Here is a 22,621-nt window from a genome sequence, read left to right as displayed (position 1 = left end):
TTTTTGATAAAATCAACTTGGAGGCGATTTGAAATGGACAACTTTCCTTATATCAGCAGCGATTATTTTTCGGAAAAGCTCAAACCTAAAGAACTTCATTTGACCAAAGAAACAATAAGCAGGAGCACTCAAAAAGTGTTCCGTGATGAAATTGAGTTCCTTTACGTACTATCAGGAACTGGACGAATCGAAATCAACAACCTCAGCACCACCATCACAGCCGGTGATTTTATTCAATTGATGCCTTATCATGTGCATCGTTTTCTCTTGGCTGCCAATGAAACAATCCAATGCTACCGTATCCGTTTTTCAATCGGACTGCTGCTGTTGGTGAGCACCAATCAAAGCACCTATCTGCGCTCAATCCAGAGAATCGACAACGCCATTCCTGTTGTCCCGCTGAAGCCGCGCTACCGCCAGCACATTACCTATTTGTGCGCGGAATTGGAAACCGAATTCCAGCTGACTCCTGACAATCATGAGCCGCTGAATCTGGCACTGATTTCATTTATTTCTTATATTTACAGCCGCCATCAAAATGAGCTGGACAAAAAACCGGTCACGGACAACCTCGGCTGGCTGGTTTTGCAATATCTCCACCTTCATCATCAGGAAGAGCTGACACCGGATAAGCTGGGAGAGGCCTTTGGCATAGATAGAAAGGAAGTCAACAGGCAACTGAAACAACTCACCGGCATGGGTTTCCATCAGTTGTTGAACCAGGTGAGAATTAGAAATGCTGCTGCCTTGACCCAATTCCATGAACTGTCGTTAAACCAAATCGCAACCATCAGCGGTTTTCGCTCGGAAGCAGCCTTTTATAAAACATTTAAACAGCTTCAAGGCGTCACACCTCAGGAATACCGTGCCGATGGAACTGCCTCAGAAACTATTTCCGCCGATGTATGGGAGCTTGCCGGCTATATCCTGGAAAACTGCCGACAACCGCTGACCATCGCAACAGCCGCCAGACACTTGCACCTGACAGAAAAAAAGATTCAACACTTGCTTAAAACACAATTCCAGACAACCTTTACACAATTTCTCAACACCGTACGCGTACAAGTCGGCAGAAACCTGCTTGTCACATTGGATCAATCAATCAGCGACATCGCCCTCCTCAGCGGTTTTCAGGACCCTTTAAGTTTTTCACGAAACTTTCAGCGGGTGTACGGGACAGCACCAAGCGTCTATCTCCGGGAAAGCCGCCAAAAACTCAGCCTGACTTGATTGAGCCTAAGCTATATTAACAGTCATTGTATGATGACTGGAAAAGGACTTAGTTGATGCTGACAAAAAAAATACACGTTCTTTGTTTACATCAATATTACAAAATGTTACAATTTGATTGCAATGTTATTCCGTAATACTAGGAGGATTTGAACAATGACAACTATTTTACGCACAATTATTTTGGGAAGTATGCTGGCTATGACAGCTTTGCCTGCCCAAACAACAGTACAGGCAGAAGAAAAAACTGCAACCAGCAATACCGTGCAAATATTGACAACAAACGAAACAAACCAGACAAACGAGGTGCAAGAAACTGATAGTGCTATACCGGAACCTTCAATTGACTCAGAAAGCAAGGAGCCGGCAGAAACAGCAGAAAAACCGGAAGAAGTGGTTGCCGCTATTGAAGAAGATACTGGTATCAAATCCGGCAATGCTGAAGGAATGTCAGACGCTGCCAGCATCCGCAACGTACTTCTGAATGACCAGTTCGGCATTGACAAAGCAGAACTGGATGCCTATTCAGATGAGCAGCTGGAAAACGCCATGACCTTGTTCGACCGCTACAACCGCGATTTCTACGGCATGGACCCAGGCGGTTATGTTCGAGTATTGCAGGCTCTCTATAATGACCAGACCCTTTCATGGGAAAAAATCTCGGGACAATTGGCTTTTAACCCCGAAGAGATGAGTTATAAAGACTTGATCGACAACATTGATGCGCTTCAGGCATATTTGGCAGCACTCTATCCGGAAAGCAGCAGCGCCATCGGTGTCAAAAAACTAACTAATGACGCTTTAACAGAAGCCTTGACTTATTTGGACGAAACAGTCAAAGGCGAAATGCTGAACTGGCCGGGAAAAATTGCCCGAATCAGCCGAGTTGCATCTGATGGGATTCCCGTGCCAACAGAAAATAGCGGACAGACTGACGCGAAAGAAACTGGAACTACTACAACCACCACTACAGAAAAACAACAGACAGCATCCGATAAAAAAGGCAAGCTGCCGCAAGCCGGGGAAAACCGCAATATCTGGCTGGTCGGCCTGGGAGGCATCATTATCATCGGTGTTGCTGCGTACTTTGTGATGAAAAAGAAAAAGCCATAACTTGCTGATGAAACAGACCGCCAAGATACGTTGCGCCGTATCTTGGCGGTCTTTCGTAATACTGTATGCGGCTATCCTAATAAGAAAGTTTCCACATATACCGGCGCTTAGTCAGCGGATGCTGCCTAGCAGATGCTAATTCTTCTGCATACACGCGGAAAACGGCGGTAAGTACAAAAGGATTGAAATAATCCAGCACTTCAGCCGGAATATGCGACGACAACCCATAATCCAAGGAATCGACAACCTCCGTCTTCGCATCAAAACGCTCCAAAAAGGCTAATGCCCGGGCGTCGATATCTCTGGTCCTGCCGTCATTCATCAATAAAATGAACGGGACATCACGGTCAACGATTTCAAAAGGACCGTGGAAAAATTCGCCGGAGTGAAATGTACCTGAATGAAGCCACTGCATCTCCATCATCAGACAAGCTGACGTCGAATAGGCTACTTCATGCGACGCTCCGCTGCTCATGACATAAATACCGGATTCATCTTTAAACCGTTCAGCAAATTTTTTGGCAGACTTGCCCGCCGCCTCGGCACTACGCTGGGCCAGCTCGTAAATTTTTTCGAAACCTTCCTGCATGCTGTCGTAGTGGGCATACCCTTCTATCTGATGCAGCAGTTCCACCGCCAATTGCAGAGCATAACCTGTTTTTTCCAATTTCGCCGCATAGTTTTCCGCAAATCCGTGGTAAATCACATAATCGGCTGTTTTCGCTAACGGCGAGTCAACGCTCCGTGTTAAACTGACAACAGTCGCACCAGATTTTTGAGCATGTCGGTTGGCTGCAACTGTCTCAGGCGTTGTCCCGCCCAAAGAAGCAGAAATAACCACGGTGTGTTCATCAACCGAAACCGGCGTTGCATAGTTGAATTCATTAGCCGTAAAATGAGCTGCACGTAGTTCTTTGGCTTCTTGTTCCAAAAAGTATTTTGCCGGATAAAGATCAGCCTTCGATGCACCGCATCCGACAAAAACGACTTGATCGACCTCTTTTTCTGCAACGATTTCTTGAATAATCTGCTTTGGATTCATTGTTATCTTCCTCCCATTATTGATTTTTATCGCCCATTAGTTCAAAATACCCAGCACACTCATTACCAGCCCTCCTACAATACAAAGCAACAGCAGCCAGCCGGTCTTGACTTTCCTCTGCAACAGCCAGTACATTAAGAAGGTCAGCCCGAGCGGCAGCATCTGGGGCATGATGTCATCCAGGATATCCTGCAGCACAAATGCCTTGCCGAAGGACAGCGGAGTGGTGATACCAATCATGCTGGCAATCATCGCGCCGATGACCATCAGCCCGACAATCGAACAAACGTACATCACTTTATCCATTAAGCCTTCCTGATAGAGTTTGGCCAAATAAGTATTCCCCATTGTGTAACCGAATTTCCCGCCATAGTATGTCACCAAAATCGACGGCACAAACGAAATCACCATTGCAAGAATCGGTCCCAAAATACTCCCTTCCTGCGCCAGATTAATCCCTAAGCCAAAAGCCAGTACTCGAACGGTCCCCTGAAAAAACGAATCGCCGACGCCTGACAGCGGCCCCATCAGCGATGTTTTCACCGCACTGATAGCTTCCGGATTCACATTTTCCTGATCTTCATAATATTGCTCCTCCATTGAGGATGCCAATCCCAAAACAAACGCACTTGTCTGCGGTGTACAGTTGTAATACTGCATGTGACGGTTATAAGCTTCGATTTTCTTCTCCTTGTCTTCCGGTTTCTGGTAAATCTTATCCAAAATAGGAGCTATACCGTACATAAATCCCATGTTCATCTGACGTTCGTAATTCCACGATGCCTGAATCGCCCAGGAACGCCAGACAAATTGCCAGTACTTCCACTGGTTTGGGTCTTTTCCTTTTGCCATTTTCTGATTTCCTCCTTATCATTCTTCCAACAAGTCGTCCGCACTGCCGCCGGATGGCTGCCTTTCGTCAATCACATACATCACAAAAGCCACAATACAGGCGAAAAATGCTACGCCGGTAATCCCCAGACCGGAATAAGCAGTGATTAAAAACCCCAGCAGCAAAAACGGCAGCAATTTCTTTGTCAGCATTGTTTGAAGCAGAAGGGCGAAACCATAAGCAGGCAGAATTTTACTAGCTACCGTCAGTCCATCCGTAATCCATGCGGGAATGGCTTCTACGATTTGTTTCACGACATCTGTACCAAAGTAAACTGCTAAAAAAATCGGTACAAAATACATTAAGGCATACAGACTCGTTCCGTATAAAATATGAATACGACGTGCTCCGGCGAAATTACCTTCGCCAATCAAGCGGTCGCCGACGTGCGTCAGGTTAGATAATATCGTACGCATCAAGATTCCAAGCATCTGCCCAAGAACAGATATGGGAATTGCAATCGTCAATGCGGTTTCTGCATTTGTATTCGAAAAAATCGCAAACGCTGTTGCAATAATCGATGCCATGTTCATATCCGGCGGTGCCGCGGCCCCGATATTAACAATACCCAAAGACATCAACTCCAACGAAGCACCGACAATCAGCCCTTTTTCCACATCACCTAAAACCAGCCCGACCAGCGTACTGACAATCAGCGGCCTTTCAAAATTCATCCGTCCTAACAGCCGGGAGTCGAGAATACAAAACACACCAACGAGTCCTAAAAGAATTGACTGAACCAACATATACTTCCACGCTCCTTTACAGCATTTTATTCAAATCTTCTTTTCTAGAAGTTGGTACCTGTTGGATATACTGGCTGATTCCCCGCTGCTTCAACGCTTTGGCATCCGCCTGTTCTGACGTATCAAGAAAAACTGCGTTGCCAAATTGTTTGGCACCAGCTTTTTTGAAAATCCCGCCATAATTAATTGTGTCTATTTTGGGATATGCCTCGCAAAACGCCCGAGTTTCTGCAGTATTCCCAAAAATCAACATGATGTTTTCATTGAGTGTTTCGACCTTGGGCATTTTCTGCAACGCTTCTTCGACTGTAAAAATATTTAACTTCATGCCGCTTGGTCTGGATAAATTCAATGTCATTCGTTTAAGCTCATCCTCTGCCGCTGCATTATCCACCACAATAATCCGCTGAATATTCAACGATTTGCTCCAGGCAAACACCACTTGACCATGCAACAGCCGCTGATCGATCCGAACCAGTTTTATCATAAGTTGTCACCTCTTGCTTTGATGGGTTGTTCACACAATTTCCTGCACCCCATTAATCCTTCTCGACTTTCCGCCACTAGTTGTGCCAGCTTTATGACAAGCGCTGTCATTTTATTATTGACACTGCCACCCAGTATATCTGTGATAAGTCTAGCTGCTTCTTCATCTCTACACATTGATAAAGCATAAACATTTTCCGCTGAACCAATAAACATCGCCGCTGCATCTTTCATCCCTTATGCTAAATTTCCATGACTTGCAAGAATAAGTGTGTTCATGTGTTTTCTCCTATCTGTTAATCCCCTATTAGTGAACATAGTGTAGCAAATAATTTAATGAGAAGTGTAAGGTTGAACTTTTTACCAGCTATACTCTGAAACAGCTTGATGATAAGCCAAGTGTCATTCTTTGATAAAACCACCCCTTTTTAATTCTATTTAACTTTTTCATAACCATCACCCCATTTATTTCTATATAATGAACTTATTCTACCACATTATATCATTAAAATGAACTATATTTTGTGTAAATAGCACTCTTTGCAACTTACCTTTTAAAAAAATAACACTTACGATAAGAGTATCAGACAGAAAACGGAGTGTAATTATGATTGACTTAAACGATATTATTATAAAAAAAATCAAACAACTCAGGCTTGAAAAAGGACTTAGTCAGGAAAAATTATCAGAACAATCAGGCCTTGATCCAAAATACATTAACAAGCTAGAAAACGGGAGATTCAATCTGACATTACCTACACTGACCCGGATCTTAGAGGGCTTAAACATTTCGTATATGTCATTTTTCGGCTCACTTGAAACTGATGAGGATACTCCTATCGCTCAGCTTTTCAATGCATTAAATTCATTGAATACAAAGAAAAGAGATGCAATTGCGGAAATTTTACTGCAGTTGATTAAAGAAATGACAGATGGAGAATAAGCGGGGAATAACAGAGGATATAAAAAACCGCATGCGGTCAGCTGTCGCTGAAAGCATGCGGTTTTCTATTTTTTTATCTGTATTAATTTTTATTTTTTTTGATTGTTCAAATCCTTTTTGATTTGAGTCGTTGAAATCTCTGGTGTACGGCTCAAATATACAACCTCTGCGCCTTCTTCTTTAACAAAATCAAACTTGCCTTCCCAGTCATCACCCATTACAAATACATCTACTTGGAATTCTTTAATGTCTGTACGCTTTTGTTCCCAGTTTTCTTCAGGGATGACCAAGTCGACATAGCGAATCGCCTCAAGCAGCATTTTGCGCTTCTCATAATCAAAGTAGCACTTTTTCTGCTTTTCGTTCCAATTGAATTCGTCTGTGGATAATGCAACTATCAAATAGTCACCTTGCTCCTTGGCACGCTTTAATAAATTTATATGCCCATAATGCAACAAATCGAATGTGCCGTAGGTTATTACTTTCCTCATGATTTCACCTCATAAAATGGTATAAGCTTAACTTACCATAGATTTGTGAAAAATGAAAGAAAAGTGGGGACTAGTGGTGTAAACTAACCAAAAACTTTCCCAACGCTTCCCGCCATGTCTCTATCTTGAAACCCAGCTCTTTTACTTTGGACAAATCCATCACTGAGTACTGCGGGCGGGCGGCTTTTTGCGGAAACTGCGAGGAGTCCACCGGCTTTACTATGACTTTTTCGTCTTTCAATATTTCCCGCGCAAACTCGTACCAGCTACAGCTGTCATCATTTGAAAAATGATACGTCCCGTAAGTCGGCCGCTCCGTCATGAGAAATACCAGAAATTCCGCCAGACTTCTCGTCCAGGTGGGTCTGCCGAACTGGTCATGCACAACGGTCAAACTCTCGTGCGTTTCCGCCAAGCGTTTCATTGTGAAGACAAAGTTTTTTCCGAACTCGCCAAATACCCATGATGTTCTGACGATGTAATACTTTTCGCAATTTTCCCTGACAGCCTGTTCGCCGAGAAGTTTGGCTTTGCCGTACTCATTCAGTGGATTGGTCGCATCATCCACGCGATACTCTGCCGTCTTTTTCGTGCCGTCAAACACATAATCGGTGCTGACATATACCAGCACCGCCCCGGTCAGTTGGCAAGCCTGCGCGATATGTGCGGTCCCTGTGGCATTGATCAGATAATTGAGGTCTTTCCCTTCATCTTCCGCCGCATCCACGGCTGTGTAAGCCGCGCAGTGAAACACCCAGTCCGGCTGTTTGTCTTTAAAATACGCCATGACTGCTTGTTGGTCAGTGATGTTCAGCGTGTCTTTAGCGGCGGCATCAAAGGGCACGCGGCGTTCATTCAATAATTTTTGCAGTTCTTTCCCCAGTTGCCCGTTGGCGCCTGTTATTAAGATCTTCAATTCATCACTTCATTTCTTCTATGATTTAATCAGTTGTCTGATTTGCACAAAGTCGTGCCGCTTCCAGATGAAATAGCCTGCCAGTAAAATACTGTAAATAATGGCGCCCACCGCCATGCTCAAGTGCCAGCTGGTGACGATAAAGGCGCCGACCAGTAAAAATTCCACTGCCATATCCTGATAAATCGTGATGTCAATATAGCGGGCGAGAATCATCTCGGCGTAGGAACTTCTGAAGGCCAGCAGCAGCACGATGCTCAACATCGACAGAAACAGACTCTTCAAGCCGAATACCAAGACCAGTGTACTGATCAGACTTAACAGCGCACTCATCAGATTCACTTGAAAGATCTTCCGTTCTTTTCTGAGTGCCTTCAAATAGGTATTGGTCAATAGGCTGACTTTGCTTTCAAAGACGACCATCGGAAAGACGATGGCCATATATCTGAGCGAATCCGCATAGTTCGGCAACCACTTGACCAGAATAATGTTCAGCGGGTAATAACACAACAGCGCCGCCAGTACGAGCGGCATGATAATACTGCGGACGATGGGATAAATCCGGGCATACTCGCTTTCTTTGACGCGTTTTAAGAGCGGAAAGATTGCCAGGCTGACCGCATTGACAAAGACCATCAATAAGTTGGATATGCTCAGCGTCAATGAAATCTTCCCGAACACCGCGACACTCCACTGAGTCTGGATGCCAAAACGGACGATGCCGAGAATCAGCGTGCTGGCAATGTTCGCAAACATCAAGTTGATACCTACTCGGACGTTGTCGATGGCTTCTGTTTTATCCCAGGCGATGCCTGTTTTCTTTGGAAACGCGATGCTTTTGATTTTAACAAAGGATACTATAAGCGACACCAGTTTGCCAATCATATCAGCTGCGATATAGTATTCAAACCGAGCCACCCGGAAGGCCAATAAGCCGATGACCAAAATGACATAGACCAGCCGGTCCAAAATCGTAATGACGGAAAAGTCCTTCATACGGTTGGTGGCCTGCAGCACAAAGGTGGAAAACGTCCGCATGTTCAATATCACAATGTTCAGCGCTGATGCCAGCAAGACCAGTTCTTTTTCGCCGCTGCTGCCGCCAAACAGGACAATCGCCAACACAAAAGCGAGCGTGATGAGTGTCTGCGAAATCAATAAGGCATAGAATTGGCCGCTGAAGGTGGCTTTATCCAGCGTGTCGTATCTTTCTCCGCCGTATTTCAGATAGATACCGTCACACCAGCCAAAGTGCAAAAAGCCGACATAAGAAACATAGAACACATACAATTGAAAGTAGCCGTACGCCTCGATGCCGAGTAATTTAGGCAGAAAAAGCGTCACTACGGTGGACACTATCAAGGTCAACAGATTGGAGCTGACGGTATAGGAGATGTTTAGAAACAGCGTTCGGAATTTTTTCAAACGAGCACCTCCTACAGGGCCGCTCTTTTTTGCAGAGGCCGCCACCAGTCTTCGTTGTTCAAGTACCAGTCGATGGTTTCCACTATCCCTGTTTCAAAGGTATATTTCGGCTGCCATCCCAATTCTGTTTCCAGCTTGGTCGGGTCGATGGCGTAGCGCTTATCATGACCTAAACGGTCCTCAACATAGGTTTTCAATGCCGGCGACACACCTAATTTTTCGATAATGAGGTCAACAATTTGATTATTGGTGCGTTCGTTATGTCCGCCGACGTTGTACACTTCGCCTTTACGTCCCTTGTGAAGGACCAGGTCGATGGCTTGGCAGTGGTCATAGACGTGCAGCCAATCCCGCACGTTCTCACCATCGCCGTAGACCGGCAGCTGTTTGCCGTCAATGGCATTACCGATCATCAGCGGAATCAGTTTTTCCGGAAAATGATACGGGCCATAGTTGTTGGAGCAGCGGGTGATGTTAACATTCAGCCCGAATGTCTCGTAGTAAGAACGCACCAGCATGTCGGCACTGGCTTTGCTGGCGGAGTAAGGACTGTTCGGTGCCAGCGGTGTGTCTTCGGTGAAGTAACCTTCCACACCCAGTGATCCGTATACTTCGTCGGTGGAGACTTGCAGAAACTTTTCGACTTGCATTGCCTTTGCCACATCAAGCAGTGCCAGTGTCCCCTGAACATTGGTTTCGACAAACACCGACGGGTTTAAAATACTGCGGTCAACATGCGACTCTGCTGCAAAATTGACGATGGCATCAATCTGGTATGTTGCCACCAGGTAAGACACCAGTTCGCGGTTGGTGATATTGCCCCGGACAAAATGATGGTTTGGATGAGCGTTTAAATCGTCTAAATTATGCCGGTTACCTGCATAGGTCAGTAAATCCAGATTAACAATATGATAGTCCGGATGTGTGTTTAACATGTAGCGGACAAAATTAGACCCGATAAAACCGGCTCCGCCGGTCACTAAGATATGTTTCATTAGATTTCTCCCCAGACAAAATTATTTTCCGCTTCCTGAAGCGTTGGGTGATGACGGTCTTTTTCGGACAAAATGACTTTGGTCATCGGCCAGTCGATAGCCACGGCCGGATCGTCATAGGCGATACCGCGGTCGTGTTCAGGCGAATACAGTTCATCGACTTTATACAGGACATTCACGTCCGGTGTCAGTGTGCAGAAGCCATGGGCAAAGCCTTTGGGAACCAGCAGCTGCCGGTGATTGTAAGCACTCAAAATGTAGCCTTCCCACTTGCCGTAAGTCGGCGAGCCTTTCCGCATATCGACCAGCACATCGTAAATCGCCCCGGTGACACAGCGGACGAGCTTGGTTTGTGCCTTTGGCCCAAGCTGGTAGTGCATGCCCCGGATGACGCCGGCTTCTGCCGACAGCGAATGATTGTCCTGGATAAAGTCATGACGGATTCCCGCTGCAATAAATTTGTCTTTTGTGTAAGATTCCGTGAAAAAACCGCGATGATCACCAAACACGGCTGTTTCAATCAGCTTTACATCTTCAAGATTAGTTGTTGTTACTTGCATGTCAGCCCTCTTCCTATTTTTCCTGGGCAACTCTCAGCAGATATTGCCCGTATTGATTTTTTAACAGTGGTTGTGCCAGTGCCAGCAGCTGGTCTTTGTCGATATAACCCATCCGGTAGGCGATTTCTTCTAAACAAGCCACCTTCAAATTTTGTCTTTTTTCAATGGTTTCGATAAAGGTCGAGGCTTCCAGCAGTGATTCGTGTGTGCCGGTATCCAGCCAAGCAAACCCGCGTCCCATGATTTCAACATTCAGTTCGCCAAGTTCCAGATATTTTTTATTGACGTCAGTAATTTCAAGCTCGCCCCGTGTGGACGGCTGAATGTTCTTGGCAATATCAACGACACGGTTGTCATAGAAATAAAGTCCGGTGACCGCGTAATTGGATTTGGGGTGGTCGGGCTTTTCTTCAATGGAGACAGCTTTCATCTCATCATCGAACTCGACGACCCCGAAGCGTTCCGGGTCGACCACATGGTAGCCGAATACTGTCGCACCTTTATCGTTGGCAGCTGAACGCTGAAGCATCTTCGACAGCCCGCCGCCGTAATAAATGTTGTCACCCAAAATCAGGCAGACCGAGTCGCTGCCGATAAATTCTTCGCCGATAATAAAGGCCTGCGCCAGTCCGTCCGGGCTTTCCTGGACAGCGTAGCTTAACGAAAGCCCTAGGTTGCGGCCATCGCCGAGCAGCTCCTGAAAGCGCGGGGTGTCCGTCGGTGTGGAAATAATCAATATCTCTTTGATACCTGCCAGCATCAAGATTGACATTGGATAGTAAATCATCGGCTTGTCGTAAACCGGCATTAATTGTTTAGAGACTGCTTTGGTCAGCGGGTATAGGCGTGTGCCGCTGCCGCCTGCGAGGATTATGCCTTTCATAGTTTTCACTTCCTTATTATCTTTGTTAGTGATCCTTATTTAAATGCAAATTCCTTCTGATTGCACTAATAGTCCATTTTTCTATACAGCCAACAAGGAAAAAGATTTCATAAATAACTCTTGAAAACTGATTGATTTTTAGATATTTTTTTAAATACACCAATTCAGATTGTTTGACAATTGATTGCATTTTAAAAAAATTTTTAACGCTTCGGCTGATTGATTGACCTTCAAAATGAATGATTTCTTCGTCAAGCAACACTATTTGCTTATATCCCAATTCTTTTAATTGAAAAAAAATAATGTTTTCTTCATTATAAAGAAATGTCGATTCATCGAAAAAATTGATGGCTTTAAAAGCTTTATGTTTGATTATAAAAAAACAACCTGAAAGAACTTCGACATATTTAACATCGCTATGTTCAGGTATGCCATAAAACCTACTGATTTTTAGCTTCATAGATAATTTAGTTAAGATTATTGATGTATTTTGTAACATCATACAGTAATCAGGAACCTTCCAAGCAAAATTATGCACGGTTTTACCTTGAGCATCTTTGACTAATCCCGATGCAGCCGACACTTTCTTGTTTTCGGACAATTTTACCAGTATATTTTTAATACTATCGTTAGAAACTTTGACGTCAGGATTACTGATAATAAAATTATCTATTTCAGAAAATTTTCTCCTCGCATAATCAATACCAAAATTATTTCCATAACCATAACCGCCATTATGCGGTGTTCTTACCACATCAACATTGTCAAGTTGGTCAAGTGGCAAAAGAGCCTCATAAGAATTATCAGTCGACATATTATCAACCACTATGACATAATCAACAGAAGAATAATCTTTTACTTTCAAAACAAAATCGTTTGTTGTTACATAATCATTATAATTTAGCACAATCAAAACATTCATTTTTTAACTCCAAATCTTTAGTGAAATTATTTAAAATAAAAAGAAACATGGAAAAGAAAATCAGCGATTCTGGTGTAGAGAAAAATATCTCCATTAAGGTATGAATCAATAAATAAAACATACTAAAAAAAACTGCATTTTGCATTTCGCTTGATTCGTTATTCATAACTATTTTTATTCTTGACAAAGGGAAAAGTAATAAACAAATATTTAGTGTACCAAAAAACACCCCATAATCCCTTAAGGCTTTGATGATATAGTTATGCGGGTTGTTATCATTAGAAAATCCTGTGCCAAAAACTAAATTGTTTTTTATCACGCTGATATTTTCGGAAAAAATTTCCTCTCTGCCCGCAAGATACCCTGATTTAAGAACATCGAAAAAAATAGCACCTAAGTACGTTTGCCTAAAAATTAATAAGATTAGCCCTAAAATAAGGATTAATTTTAAAATCTTTTTCATACTGCTTCTTTGACGGATAATCTGAAAAACAGAAGCAAGTAGGATTACTGATATACAAGTTAAAATTGCTCCTTTAGACAAAGTTAGCAAGAGCGAAATGCCCCCTAAAAACGAAAATATCTGCCATTTTTCTTTTTTTAACCACAGTTCCAACAACAAAATAAATGCTGCAAAAATAGCAATATAGTTTGATTTACCAAAGGATAATTCTATCGAATCTTTGATTTGATAGTAAGAAAAAGAATTAAAAATTAATGTGCTGTTTTTTAAGTACACCACTATCAACTGAAAAAAGATGCTCAGCGAAAAGAGCCTAACCGAAATAATAATATCTTTTTCAGTAATGTGAGTCCGCAACAACACCATTATTAGATAGGCTAACAGACCATAAGAGTAAATGATAAAACCCATTAGCATTGAAAAATCACCGTAAAAAAAAGGCTGTACTACATTTACAACTATAATAATGCTAAACAGAAACATAATGAGTTTATCATAATAAGTTAGATAGATTTTTCGATGCTTGATTAATAAATATAAAAATAGAAATGGCATAACTATTTCTATATAAGTCAGATTATAACTTACTTCTCCCAGTGGAATCCGTATTGCCTTACCCAAACTGATTACAAAAAGTAGCAAACATAAGGGGAAAAGCGCCTTACTCTTATTCCTTTGAATTTTAAACATTTTTACATTCATTTTCATATCTTACAGTTTCCCGATTACCAAACTGCTTTGCTCCTTTGTACATAATTCTTAGAATTTCCACTCTATTAAAGCTGTGATTTGAAAAGGTAGAAAATTTTCTAATAACAAATTGAACAATTAAAACAGGGAAAAATATAGGCGATAATGCCTTAAACAAAGCTCCTTTGTCATAAAAGTATTTTTCATTATATCCTTCAAACCACGTCGAACCTTCATTATAAACATCTGCAATTGTATCATTTACAGCATAAATCTTTTTTCGGCTATTTAAAAGCGTCCAAATAAAAAGGGAATCTTCCCCAGAACCGTAGGGGGCACCTCCACCGAACAATTGAGAGAAAAAAAGATTGCTCTGTCTTATGACTCTTGTTTTAAACGTAAAACTCACAGCTCCATATCGTAATGCGTTGTATTTTCTAACTCTGTGATTTTTTCTGATTACGTCTTTGACAGTACTCTCCTCATGTATTCTAACATTGAAAACTATCATATCCGCATCAGGATATTTGCGATAATTGCGCTTGATTATTTCATCGTAATCAGGCACATACACCATGTCATCATCAGCAATCACACATATCTCTTTTTGCACTCTCATTAGCCCGTTGTTTCGACTGAGTCCTACCCCTTTCTCCTTAAAGGAAAAAAAACGGCATAGCTTCTTCTTTTGCTGCTCTTTATATGAAAAAGTATCGCCCTGGTTAACAATGATTGCATCTGTCTGTAGATTCATTTGGTCATAAAGACTTATGTCATTATTCATTGTTGACACAACAACTTCTATTTCCATTATTCCTCCTCATTTTTCACCAATATACTTTTCGTAAGTGTTTGACTTCATTTCATTGTAAACAACAAATAGTGTTTCTATGAAACTAAAATCGTTTAAAATTCACATATTTGTTTATCGTATAATACATGTATCTTATAAAAAAAACAACCCGTTGAAATTTCGATAACTTATTTTGGGATGCAAAAATTTTCCATGTCCAACCAATTGTCTTAAATTTATTTGATGAGATTGAGCCAGAAGTTTTCCTATAAATTGCCAAATGTTGATCTATAAAAAAAACTTTTTTGTTCCTTGAAAGAATGTTCAACCAAGTTGCGTAATCTTCATGCTTAATACTAGGCATTGGGTTTTTTTTCATCAATTGTGATGTAATCATCACAGTTAAACACCCAATAAAATTGGTATGAAGCAACTCTTCGTAACTGTAAAATTTTTGATCTCTCCTGAAGTAGCCTATTTTGTTATGCTGCTCATCAATTATACTATACGATGTACAAGAAAATGATGCACTATTTTCTTTCATGATATTAAGTTGTTCCTCCAACTTTGTCACTTTCCACATATCGTCACTGTCTAAAAAACAAATATAGTCCCCTTCAGCTTCTTTTATTCCACTGTTTCTTGCGGAAGCAATTCCCTCATTATTTTTCTTATTAATGAATTTAATTCTTGTATCAGTCTTCATATAGTCCTGAATCACTTGGACTGATTTATCTGTACTGCCATCATTCACAACTAATAGCTCCCAATTCAAATAGGTTTGGTTAAGCACTGAATTAATTGCTTCTCCTACATATTTTTCAGCATTATAAACTGGCATAATAATACTAATCAAATTCTGCACTTATGTGTCTCCTTGCTCTACAAAATCGTAACTATTTTCTGTTAAAAAAATGGATTTTTCAAAATCAACTTGTTCAATCTTAATCTCTTTCCCAAACTTTTCATAAACTAGATTACCAAATACTTTACTTACAATTGTTGATTTATCCATTAACAACTTAATCAAAGGATTAAAAAAATATGTTAAGTGTATTTTTTTGTTATTAACTAAAACTATTTTTTCTATTAGTTCATACGTTTTCACATAGTGATTGTTCTGTGGTGTAAGTAACCCAAAAATTGAATGATCAATAGCAAATTTTATATAATTAGTTAAATTATCAATAAAAATCATACTTCTTTGATTTTCAATTTTAGGAAAAATTGGTGATATTTTCGCAAATTTTGACAACAAATGATAATTTCCTTTACAATCCTTCCCATACACCATCGGCGGACGCAAAATCGTGACTCCAAATGCCTCTGTTTCCAGCTCGTGCAAGTAGTTTTCCGCCATCAGCTTCGACTTGCCGTATGCTGTTTTTGGATGCGGGACAGTCTTGTCGGTGATAACACCTGTTTCCATGCCATAAACACTCATGGAGCTCATAAAAATAAATTGACTGACACCTTCCTGCTTTGCCTTATCCGCCACTTCTTTCACCAATTCATAATTCACTTGGTAATAAAGTTCCTGATTTTCTTTTGTTTCCTTCCGATGCGCAATCCCTGCTACATGAAACAGCACATCATACGAAGAAAAATCAGCCTCCCGCCAACCATCTCCTCTGACGCTGATGGTATCAACTTGGTATGCTTCCGGGAACTGCGACAGATATGTCTCGAAAGATGTCCCGATATAGCTGTTCCTGCCTGTGATTAAGATTCGTTTCATCGTCACTCACCTTTAACTTCTTCGTCTTCGATTGTCGGGCCGCCTTCCAATACACCGTCAGACTTCACGACAGAAATGATGGTCCCGAAGAAACAGCGCATGTCCATCAACAGTCCCTGACGCGCTATGTAATAACCGTCCAGCTTGGCCTTGACTGCTATCTCCAGTTCGTCCCGGCCGTTGATCTGCGCCCAGCCGGTCAAGCCCGGACGTACGGCGTTAGCGCCGTATTTATCCCGCTCGGCAATCAGGTCATCCTGATTCCAGAGAGCCGGTCGCGGGCCAATGACTGCCATGTCGCCTTTTAAGATGTTGACCAACTGCGGCAGTTCATCCAGACTGGTCCGCCTCAAAAACTTCCCGACTCGGGTGATATACGCATCCGGGTCTGCCAACAAGTGTGTCGGCAGCTCTTTCGGTGTGTCGATACGCATGGTACGGAATTTATAAATGTCGAACAGCTGCTTGTCTTTGCCGACCCGGCGCTGTTTAAATATGACAGGTCCAGGCGAATCCAGTTTGATTGCCAGAGCGATTGCCAAGAATACTGGCGATAAAATGACTAATCCCGACAAGGACAACATAAAATCAATGATTCTTTTAAAAAAATGTCTGTACATGACTACCAACCTACCCCTTACTTGATGCATTGGCAAACTTTATCAATTCGTTCTTTAATGATTCTTCATCTGCCGGCAAGTGTGTGATTTTGTCCAGCACAGTTTCATAGTCGAAGCCTTTGACATTTCCGACGAAAATTTTGTCGTAAATCTGTTGGTCAGAACGTTCTTTATCAACCAGCAGTTCTTCAAACAATTTTTCGCCCGGTCGCATGCCAGTTTCGATAATCTCTATTTCTTTAGCTTCATAGCCACTAAGTTTGATGATCTTTTGAGCCAAGTCATAAATCCTGACAGGATCGCCCATATCCAAAATAAAGATTTCCCCGCCTTTAGCGAGCGCGCCAGCCTGAATCATCAGTCGACTAGCTTCCGGGATGGTCATAAAATAGCGGGTCATGCGAAAGTCGGTGACCGTCAAAGGACCGCCTTTGGCCACTTGTTCTTTAAACAGCGGAATCACGCTGCCGCGGCTGCCAAGCACGTTACCGAAACGGACAGCAGAGAACTTAGTCGTACCAGCACCATCCAACCCGGTCACGATCATTTCAGCGATGCGTTTGGTCGCCCCCATCACGTTCGGCGGATTGACCGCTTTGTCAGTTGATATCATGACAAATGAAGACACGTCATGGGCTATGGCACTTTCGGCCACATTTTTGGTGCCGAAGATGTTGTTTTTGACGGCTTCAGTTGGGTTATATTCCATCATCGGCACATGTTTATGCGCTGCCGCATGGTAAATGATATCTGGACGATAGGTGTTCATAATCCGGTCAATTCGCTCCCGATCCTGAATATCCGCAATGATTGGGATAATCTCTGTCGATTTTAGACCAAAATTCATCCGCAAATCTTTTTCAATTAAATAAATTGAATTTTCACCATGGCCGAGTAACAATAATCGACGTGGCGAAAACGGCATCAGCTGACGACAGATTTCCGACCCGATAGACCCGCCGGCACCTGTCACCAGGATAACCTTGTTCGTGATATGATTTTTGATGCTGGTCATGTCCAGCTTGATTTCTTCTCTACCCAAAAGGTCGACCACATCGATTTCCCGTAGTTTCGTGACAGCGACTTGTCCGCTGGCCAGCTCTTCAAACGACGGGATGGTGTTGACTTCCACATCCAAAGGATTGACGATATCAAGAATGCGTTCGTAATTTTCCGCATCTAAAGAAGGAATGGCAATAGTAATCATTTGAATGCCAAAGTGTTCCACGATTTCCGGCAGCTTTTCAGTGGTACCCAACACTTTTTTGCCGTCAAGATACGCATGCTGCTTGCTTGGATCATCGTCAATAAAACCGATAATGTTCATGTGTGATTTGTTTGGGTTGTTCTTTAATGTGGTATACAAAAGTTGGCCTGCCTCACCGGCACCGATAATCAGTGCATTTTTCAAATCTGAAGGATGACCGATCAGCCGTCTGACCTTATATTCGACAATCAGACGCCACACAATCCGGCTCATTAAAATAAACAACAGCGTTAGAAAAAAAACTGAAAATGTGAAAATTTGAGAGAGACCCGGATTTAACACTTTAAAAAATACTAATTCAAGCAAACTAGAGAACAGTACGGCAAAAAAAATAGCGATTAATTCGTTTAAATTAGTATACCGATTGATTCGGTTGAAAATTTTAAAGGAAAAACCGAAGATAATGTATGCTGCAATCTGAACTAATGTCGATATCAGAACGAACCTGCGGGACACTGGCATCAGCGATACCAGATACACGTAAGATATGCCGTTAGCAATGAGAATCGATAGCGTGTCCACTATTAGCAATGTGATAACTTTCATTCGTCTACTCAACCTGGAACCCTCCAAAACTTTTCTAAAAAAACAGATATTGTCTCATCTCACTCATTCAGCGAAATGATACGTCACACCTTATACATAAATAAATTCCAAACCAATTAAAACAACGTTATTTGAACACGATTCGTCAATCAACCACATTTTCTTCCGGTAATCACTTTTCTATCGAATAGAATAGAAGTCGGCGATCGATTTTTATATCGTCCAGTCTTGTATTTTGAACAAATCAGCATTTAACCGGTTGTTTGTGAACATAAACGACAGTTTTTTTCTATTTAATAGTCATTCTGATGTTACAAGATTCGTGATGTTCGTGACTTCTATGTTTACCAAACAAAAAATCCCCAAGCCAACTTATACTTTGTTTCTTTGAACAGATCCGCCGGCGGTGATGAGAACATCACACAAACCGGCATAAGAAACAATAAGTACAAAAAGAACAGACAGACTTTAGTAAAGCCGGTTTACTTTACCATACTTATTACAGTTATTGCGGCTCACATACTAATGCTTGTTATCTGATACGCTTGCCCAATACCCTTGATTATACCACAAAAAGTTTTTCTAAAGAAATGAAAATATAACCACCCGCTAATTCTTAAAAAAAAGTTCAATAGCATCGGCGATTCGCTGACTCGCACGTCCATCACCGTAAGGGTTTCGCGATTCTGACATGCGTTTGTATTTCTCTTTATCTGTTAACAACGTCTTTATAGCCCGGTAAACATTGGCCTCTTCGGTTCCAACCAGTTCCAATGTGCCTGCCTCGATTCCTTCCGGACGTTCAGTTTCATTTCGCAAAACCAAGACCGGTTTATTTAATGAGGGGGCTTCTTCCTGCACCCCACCTGAATCGCTTAAAATGAAGTAAGACTGATTCATACAATTATGAAAATCAACCACTTCTAAAGGAGCAATTAAATGTATCCTTGCATGCCCGTTCAGCATCCCGTAAGCTGTATCATGAACCTTTGGATTCGGATGAACAGGAAAAACAAAGTGTACATCCGAGAATTCTTCAACAATGCGTAGCATGCTACGGAACACTTGCTTCATCGGCTCTCCGATATTTTCTCTGCGGTGCATGGTGACTAAAATCATTTTGTCACCTGACGCTACCGTTGGAAAAGCATTCGACCGATAATCTGGTTTTACAGTCAATTGCAAAGCATCAATCACTGTGTTTCCTGTCACAACAATGCGGTCTTCGGGGTGACGTGTCGCTAGTAGATTTTTTTTCCCATTTTCTGTCGGAGCGAAATACAAATCCGCTAACACATCTGTCATTTGTCGATTCATTTCTTCCGGATAGGGCGCATATTTTTTCCAAGTTCTTAGACCGGCTTCGACGTGACCTATGGGAACCTGGTGATAAAAGGCCGACAGCCCTGCTGCGAAACATGTAGTCGTATCCCCATGCACTAATACGATATCGGGCTGTTCTACTTCAATAACGCTGTCCAGCTGTGTCAGTATCTTACTGGTAATCAAAGACAGGCTCTGCCTCGGTTCCATGACAGCCAAATCATAATCAGGTTGAACATCCAAAGCTGTCAAAACTTGATCCAGCATTTCCCGGTGCTGTCCTGTCACTACTACAAACGATTGAAAGACGCTTGGCCTACTCTCCAATTCCTTGATGAGAGGTGCCATCTTGATTGCTTCCGGGCGGGTACCAAACACGCTCAATACCTTTATTCGTTTATCCAACATGACGTGTTTCCTTTCACTCATTATGAAATTTACTGACCTTCTTAACAATAATAACGTTAAAACAGCTACAATTCAATAGTTATTCTGTTTTTCCTGCGTATGTTCAAAATAAATAATTGTTATAGAACGGTATTTTCAGAAAATTTCATTCAAAGAAACGTATAGCCTATTATGTAATCCATACTAATATGCATAACAGATCATTTCGCCAGAAGCAACTCGCAATGATGATCAGAGAAAAGAGAACAATGAATCGTTTTATTTTTGCGTTGCCAGACAACACAGAAACAAAATAATTTTTCTGAAATACTTTTTACGATGATTTCTCTACATGTCAAATTATTTTTCTATAGATAAACAGTAAATATCCACCCGTGAAAACGGGTGGCTTTTTAACAGCCCTAGAAGGGCTCACCACCCGCTAGCCCCTTAAAAGGGGCTTTTCAAATGACCACCAACCGCTCACAGCCTTATCTCTTTTTAATTATTTAAATGGATCTACGTACTCTCGTTTGCTTATACTGTCTCTGACTCGATCGTCTGCCTCTTGTTCTCGAATATATTTTTCAATTGTCTTTTGATTTAACCCAACCGTACTTACATAGTATCCTTTGGACCAAAAACTTTTATTCCCATACTTATATTTCAAATTCGCATGTTTTTCATGGATTAAGGTGGCACTTCGTCCTTTTAAGTAGCCCATAAAACTGGAAATACTGATTTTCGGCGGTATTCTCACTAACATATGGATATGGTCAGGCATGGCGTGAGCTTCTATGATTTCGACATCTTTCATTTCACACAATTTTCTTAATATCTATCCAATACTTACTCTTAACTTTCCATAAATCACTTTTCGCCGATACTTTGGAGTAAAAACTATGTGATACTTACAATTCCATCTAGTATGTGCTATACTTTTATCGTCATTAGACATGAAAAAACTCCTTTCGAGCTGATATGCGGTTGGTAGCCACTTATCAGTATATCGAAAGGAGTTTTTTATCGCTAAAGCTACTTCGTCCACGCATAGAAACGCGCGGTTTTTTTTGTTTCGCACGCTTTGCGAGCGAAACTGACTAAAGTCATGAAAAAAACCACTAAGACCGTCGTCTTAGTGGAAATGAAGGTTGTTATTTACTTTCTCGGTAGGAGTTAAGTATGAAAAACCAATTCGGGATAATTGGTATGATGCAATCATAGCAGGTATGCATTAAGTTCGTTTGATTAATGCCTATTAAAAAGATAAGAAAAAAATAAGTTTTTTCTCATTTGTTCTGCTAAAAGCTGGTCCACTCTTCCTCTTCTTCGATGACTTCTTCAACTTGTTCGACAGCAGTATAGCGGTCCTTCGCCAAGTCGTTATAAAATGCGGCTTTGGTTGCATTCATGTACGGCTCCAGAAAAATGTAGCCCAGTCCGAATGTCATAAGACACAATATATGCCAGCCGATAAAACTCAAATCAATGTAAAACAGGCGGCCTTTGTGACCGTCCATCAGCAGCCGGCTCTCTGTGATATAAGAGGTGGCTCCCATGCTTTGGACATCCTGCCGGCTCGACAAGTCTTTGTAAATAAAATTAGATTGTGAATAAGAGTAGCCTTTGACAATACCCGGTATAACCAACAGCAGTGACCATAGTGTCGTAAAAACGGTCATCAATATATTAATCAGCAGGAGCGGCACAAAATCCACGCCGTTGAACACCCTGAACGCATCGCGGAAAGCATCTATCTTACGTTCACGTGAGCGGATGACATCCAGAAATGTATACGAAATCCCGATAGTCAGAAATGACAGCACTAAATCAAATACGAGTTTGGCTGGATTAAACGTAGTACGCCATGAGCCTGTTCCGTCGGACGGCATAAAGTCATTCACCCCGACGATATCACCATCCTCCCAAAAAGTTTCTGTTTGCTCATAATGATGACTGCCTGTTGATGTGAAACTATCCGTGACGAAGGAAAACAGCGTCACACTGAACACAATCGCAATAACTGAAAAAAAGGTGACAACTGCCCTTAATATCGCCGGCACCAAATTTAGTAAAATTGCCTGGCCCCAACGCCCCTTTAACGCATTTTTTGCTTCTCTTTTTAACTCTGAGCTTGTTTTATACAAAAT

General features: G+C 41.8%; 23 protein-coding genes and 1 pseudogene. 3 read left to right on the top strand and 21 right to left on the bottom strand.

The window, feature by feature from the left end:
* Positions 1-33: 33 nt before the first annotated feature.
* Both CBF27_RS08325 and CBF27_RS08320 read left to right on the top strand, forming a co-directional pair.
* Positions 34-1,230 carry an AraC family transcriptional regulator gene (locus tag CBF27_RS08325; protein WP_126813850.1) on the top strand — a complete coding sequence of 399 codons (1,197 nt, stop codon included), beginning with the start codon at positions 34-36 and terminating at the stop codon, positions 1,228-1,230.
* Positions 1,231-1,386: 156 nt separating this feature from the next.
* Positions 1,387-2,343: an LPXTG cell wall anchor domain-containing protein gene (locus CBF27_RS08320; protein WP_126813849.1), complete on the top strand. Its 957-nt coding sequence runs from the start codon at positions 1,387-1,389 to the stop codon at positions 2,341-2,343.
* Between the two features lie 76 nt (positions 2,344-2,419).
* Here the strand turns inward: CBF27_RS08320 and CBF27_RS08315 are convergent, their stop codons facing one another.
* The 5 genes from CBF27_RS08315 to CBF27_RS08295 are packed head-to-tail and all read right to left on the bottom strand — an operon-like array spanning position 2,420 to position 5,743.
* Complete coding sequence (locus CBF27_RS08315; RefSeq protein WP_126813848.1) at positions 2,420-3,385, bottom strand: SIS domain-containing protein; 966 nt, start codon at positions 3,383-3,385, stop codon at positions 2,420-2,422.
* A gap of 36 nt (positions 3,386-3,421) precedes the next feature.
* Positions 3,422-4,237, bottom strand: a complete 816-nt coding sequence (locus CBF27_RS08310) for a PTS system mannose/fructose/sorbose family transporter subunit IID (protein ID WP_126813847.1) — start codon at positions 4,235-4,237, stop codon at positions 3,422-3,424.
* 18 nt (positions 4,238-4,255) lie between these two features.
* Positions 4,256-5,023, bottom strand: coding sequence for a PTS mannose/fructose/sorbose/N-acetylgalactosamine transporter subunit IIC (locus tag CBF27_RS08305; RefSeq protein ID WP_126813846.1), 768 nt, complete (start codon positions 5,021-5,023; stop codon positions 4,256-4,258).
* A 16-nt stretch (positions 5,024-5,039) separates the two neighbouring features.
* Positions 5,040-5,510: a PTS sugar transporter subunit IIB gene (locus tag CBF27_RS08300; RefSeq protein WP_126813845.1), complete on the bottom strand. Its 471-nt coding sequence runs from the start codon at positions 5,508-5,510 to the stop codon at positions 5,040-5,042.
* Entirely contained in the window at positions 5,507-5,743 is a 237-nt protein-coding gene (locus CBF27_RS08295; RefSeq protein WP_245986004.1) for a PTS sugar transporter subunit IIA, read from the bottom strand. The genes CBF27_RS08300 and CBF27_RS08295 overlap by 4 nt, the downstream gene beginning before the upstream one ends.
* Before the next feature lie 373 nt (positions 5,744-6,116).
* Here CBF27_RS08295 and CBF27_RS08290 point away from each other — a divergent pair, with 373 nt between their 5' ends.
* Positions 6,117-6,452, top strand: coding sequence for a helix-turn-helix domain-containing protein (locus tag CBF27_RS08290; RefSeq protein ID WP_126813844.1), 336 nt, complete (start codon positions 6,117-6,119; stop codon positions 6,450-6,452).
* An 89-nt stretch (positions 6,453-6,541) separates the two neighbouring features.
* Here the strand turns inward: CBF27_RS08290 and tagD are convergent, their stop codons facing one another.
* The 16 genes and pseudogenes from tagD to CBF27_RS08210 all read right to left on the bottom strand — a co-directional run bounded on the left by tagD (position 6,542) and on the right by CBF27_RS08210 (position 22,618).
* Positions 6,542-6,943 carry a glycerol-3-phosphate cytidylyltransferase gene (gene tagD, locus CBF27_RS08285; RefSeq protein ID WP_126813843.1) on the bottom strand — a complete coding sequence of 134 codons (402 nt, stop codon included), beginning with the start codon at positions 6,941-6,943 and terminating at the stop codon, positions 6,542-6,544.
* Positions 6,944-7,013: 70 nt separating this feature from the next.
* Complete coding sequence (gene rfbD, locus CBF27_RS08280; RefSeq protein ID WP_126813842.1) at positions 7,014-7,859, bottom strand: dTDP-4-dehydrorhamnose reductase; 846 nt, start codon at positions 7,857-7,859, stop codon at positions 7,014-7,016.
* 18 nt (positions 7,860-7,877) lie between these two features.
* Positions 7,878-9,284 (bottom strand): lipopolysaccharide biosynthesis protein, encoded by a 1,407-nt coding sequence (locus tag CBF27_RS08275; RefSeq protein ID WP_170175056.1) that lies wholly within the window; start codon positions 9,282-9,284, stop codon positions 7,878-7,880.
* A gap of 11 nt (positions 9,285-9,295) precedes the next feature.
* Positions 9,296-10,279, bottom strand: coding sequence for a dTDP-glucose 4,6-dehydratase (gene rfbB, locus CBF27_RS08270; protein ID WP_126813840.1), 984 nt, complete (start codon positions 10,277-10,279; stop codon positions 9,296-9,298).
* Positions 10,279-10,839, bottom strand: coding sequence for a dTDP-4-dehydrorhamnose 3,5-epimerase (gene rfbC / locus CBF27_RS08265; protein WP_126813839.1), 561 nt, complete (start codon positions 10,837-10,839; stop codon positions 10,279-10,281). The genes rfbB and rfbC overlap by 1 nt, the downstream gene beginning before the upstream one ends.
* Positions 10,840-10,852: 13 nt before the next feature.
* Positions 10,853-11,722, bottom strand: a complete 870-nt coding sequence (rfbA, locus tag CBF27_RS08260) for a glucose-1-phosphate thymidylyltransferase RfbA (RefSeq protein ID WP_126813838.1) — start codon at positions 11,720-11,722, stop codon at positions 10,853-10,855.
* Between the two features lie 25 nt (positions 11,723-11,747).
* Positions 11,748-12,644 carry a glycosyltransferase gene (locus CBF27_RS08255; RefSeq protein WP_126813837.1) on the bottom strand — a complete coding sequence of 299 codons (897 nt, stop codon included), beginning with the start codon at positions 12,642-12,644 and terminating at the stop codon, positions 11,748-11,750.
* Positions 12,616-13,728: an O-antigen ligase family protein gene (locus CBF27_RS08250; RefSeq protein ID WP_211334642.1), complete on the bottom strand. Its 1,113-nt coding sequence runs from the start codon at positions 13,726-13,728 to the stop codon at positions 12,616-12,618. The genes CBF27_RS08255 and CBF27_RS08250 overlap by 29 nt, the downstream gene beginning before the upstream one ends.
* 61 nt (positions 13,729-13,789) lie before the next feature.
* The gene (locus tag CBF27_RS08245; RefSeq protein WP_245986001.1) at positions 13,790-14,608 is read right to left on the bottom strand and encodes a glycosyltransferase family A protein; all 819 of its coding nucleotides are present in this window, start codon (positions 14,606-14,608) and stop codon (positions 13,790-13,792) included.
* Between the two features lie 85 nt (positions 14,609-14,693).
* The gene (locus tag CBF27_RS08240; RefSeq protein ID WP_126813835.1) at positions 14,694-15,455 is read right to left on the bottom strand and encodes a glycosyltransferase family 2 protein; all 762 of its coding nucleotides are present in this window, start codon (positions 15,453-15,455) and stop codon (positions 14,694-14,696) included.
* Positions 15,456-16,328 (bottom strand): NAD-dependent epimerase/dehydratase family protein, encoded by an 873-nt coding sequence (locus tag CBF27_RS08235; RefSeq protein WP_126813834.1) that lies wholly within the window; start codon positions 16,326-16,328, stop codon positions 15,456-15,458.
* A gap of 2 nt (positions 16,329-16,330) precedes the next feature.
* Positions 16,331-16,948 (bottom strand): sugar transferase, encoded by a 618-nt coding sequence (locus tag CBF27_RS08230; protein WP_126813833.1) that lies wholly within the window; start codon positions 16,946-16,948, stop codon positions 16,331-16,333.
* Positions 16,949-16,958: 10 nt separating this feature from the next.
* Positions 16,959-18,761 carry a polysaccharide biosynthesis protein gene (locus tag CBF27_RS08225; protein WP_126813884.1) on the bottom strand — a complete coding sequence of 601 codons (1,803 nt, stop codon included), beginning with the start codon at positions 18,759-18,761 and terminating at the stop codon, positions 16,959-16,961.
* A gap of 609 nt (positions 18,762-19,370) precedes the next feature.
* Positions 19,371-20,513, bottom strand: coding sequence for a non-hydrolyzing UDP-N-acetylglucosamine 2-epimerase (wecB, locus tag CBF27_RS08220; protein WP_281273679.1), 1,143 nt, complete (start codon positions 20,511-20,513; stop codon positions 19,371-19,373).
* A gap of 463 nt (positions 20,514-20,976) precedes the next feature.
* Positions 20,977-21,429: pseudogene (gene tnpA, locus CBF27_RS08215) on the bottom strand (IS200/IS605 family transposase).
* A gap of 343 nt (positions 21,430-21,772) precedes the next feature.
* Positions 21,773-22,618 (bottom strand): DUF975 family protein, encoded by an 846-nt coding sequence (locus CBF27_RS08210; RefSeq protein WP_211334641.1) that lies wholly within the window; start codon positions 22,616-22,618, stop codon positions 21,773-21,775.
* Between the last annotated feature and the right edge of the window lie 3 nt (positions 22,619-22,621).

Source organism: Vagococcus acidifermentans (assembly GCF_003987655.1).
Classification (GTDB): domain Bacteria; phylum Bacillota; class Bacilli; order Lactobacillales; family Vagococcaceae; genus Vagococcus_B; species Vagococcus_B acidifermentans.
This window is presented reverse-complemented; position numbering and strand designations above follow the sequence as displayed.